Below are 2,332 nucleotides of genomic sequence, written 5' to 3'. Positions count from 1 at the left end.
TTCCTCCTGCATCACGCGCTCGACATTCTCGACGACGACGATGGCGTCGTCGACGAGCAGACCGATGGCCAGCACCATGGCGAACATGGTCAGCGTGTTGACGGAATAGCCGAACAGCGACAGCACGCCGAACGTGCCGAGCAGCACCACCGGCACGGCGATCGTCGGGATGATGGTGGCCCGCAGATTCTGCAGGAAGATGAACATCACCAGGAACACCAGCACGATCGCCTCGGCCAGCGTCTTGACCACTTCCTCTATCGACAGCCGCACGAAAGGCGAAGTGTCGTAGGGATAGACGACCTCGACGCCTTGCGGGAAGGTCGAGCTCAGCCGGGCGATCGTCGAGCGCACCGCTTCGGCGGTGTTGATGGCGTTGGCGCCGGTCGCCAAATTGACGGCCACGCCGGCCGCGGGCTTGCCGTTGTAGTTGGCCTGCGTCGTGTAGCTTTCGGCGCCGAGTTCGACGGTGGCGACATCGTTGAGGCGAACCAGCGAGCCATCGGTTTGGCTCTTCAGGATGATGTTGCGGAACTGTTCGGCGGTCTGCAGCCGGCTCTTGGCCGTCACCGTGGCATTGAGCTGCTGGCCCTTGCGCGCCGGCAGGCCGCCGAGCTGGCCGGCAGAAACCTGCGTGTTCTGCGCCTCGATGGCGGTCGCCACGTCGCTCGGCATCAGGGCATACTTGGCGAGCTGGTCCGGATCGAGCCAGATGCGCATGGCATAGCCGGAGCCGAACAGCTGCGTCGAGCCGACGCCTTCGACGCGCTTCAGCGTGTCGTTGACGGTGGCGTCGACATAGTCGGCGAGATCGGTCGAGTTCATCTTGCCGTCGGTCGAGACGAAGCCGATGACCATAAGGAAGCCGGTCGAGGATTTGGAGACGGTGATGCCATTGCTCTGCACCACCTGCGGCAGCTGCGACTGCACCAGCTGAAGCTTGTTTTGCGTCTGCACCTGGGCGGTGTCGGGATCGGCTGCGGTGGTGAAGGTCAGCGTGATCGAGGCCGAACCGGTCGAGGTCGACGTCGCCGTCATGTAGTCCAGATTGTCGATGCCGGTCATGCCTTGCTCGATGACCTTGGTCACCGAGTTCTCGACCGTCTGCGCGTCGGCGCCCGGATAGGTGGCGCTGATGTTGACTGTCGTCGGCGCGATCTGCGGATATTGCGAGATCGGCAGTGAGGTGAGCGCCAGAAGCCCGCCCAGCATGATCACGATGGCGATCACCCAGGCGAAGATCGGCCGGTTGATGAAGAATACGGACATCGCCTCAGTTCCCGGTCGCGGCGGCAGGCGCCGGTTTGGCAGCGTTGGACGCGGCCGGTGCGGCGGACGTGCCCTGCCCGCGATCCTTGACCTCGCCGGTCGTCTCGTCGATCGTCACCTCAACGCCCGTCGCATCGCCGCCGGGGCGCACCAGCTGCATGCCCTCGACAATGACACGATCACCGTCGCCGACACCCGAATCCACCAGCCAGTTGTTGCCGACGCTGTTGCGCACCGCGAGCACCCGCGTCTCGACCTTGCCCTGCGCATTGATGACCATGGCCGTGGCCTCACCCTTGGTGTTGCGGCTGACGGCGCGCTGCGGCACCAGGAAACTGTTCTGGGCAACGCCCTCCTCGACCAGCGCCCGCACATACATGCCGGGCAGCAGCAAGCGATCGGGATTGGGGAATTCGGCCCTGAGCGCGAAGGTGCCGGTGGTCTGGTCGACATTGGCGCCGGCGAATTCCAGCTTGCCGGTCTGCGTGTAGATGGTGCCGTTCTCGAGCTTCAGCTTGACGCTGACATTGGGGCCGCTGAACTTCAGCCGCCCTTCCGAGATCGCCTGGCGCAGATTGAGCAGGTTGGTGCTCGATTGCGTGACGTCGACATTGATCGGATCGAGGGCACGGATGGTGGTCAGCACAGTGTCCTGGTTGGCGGTCACCAACGCGCCGGGCGTCAGCGTGGACTTGTCGATGCGGCCGGCGATCGGCGCCGTGATCGAGGTGCGGTCGAGACTGATGCGCGCCGTCTCGGCGCTGGCCTTGGCCGAGGCGACATCGGCTTGCGCCTGCGCCAGCGTGGCGGCGGCATCGTCATAATCCTGTTTGGAAACAACGTTCTGTTTCAAAAGCCCTGCATAACGGTCGAACTTGGCCTGCGCAGTCGGCACCGCCGCTTGCGCCTTCTGCTGGGCGGCGACCGCGCTGTCATAGGCTGCCTTGTAGCTTGCCGGATCGATCAGGTAGAGCGGCTGTCCCGCAGCAACTTCGCTGCCCTCTTTGAACAGGCGCTGCTGGATGATGCCGTTCACTTGCGGGCGCACCTCGGCAACCAGCGA

2 protein-coding genes are annotated in these 2,332 nt (G+C 64.4%); both read right to left on the bottom strand.

Annotated features, from left to right (window positions below):
- On the bottom strand, positions 1–1,269 hold a 1,269-nt coding region (locus EN964_RS32070; protein ID WP_206528791.1), incomplete at its 3' end, for an efflux RND transporter permease subunit.
- A 4-nt stretch (positions 1,270–1,273) separates the two neighbouring features.
- Positions 1,274–2,332, bottom strand: a 1,059-nt coding sequence (locus tag EN964_RS32065; RefSeq protein WP_127277246.1) for an efflux RND transporter periplasmic adaptor subunit, incomplete at its 5' end; no start/stop codon positions are given.

Source organism: Mesorhizobium sp. M7A.F.Ca.CA.001.10.2.1 (assembly GCF_003998575.1).
Taxonomy (GTDB): domain Bacteria; phylum Pseudomonadota; class Alphaproteobacteria; order Rhizobiales; family Rhizobiaceae; genus Mesorhizobium.
This window is presented reverse-complemented; position numbering and strand designations above follow the sequence as displayed.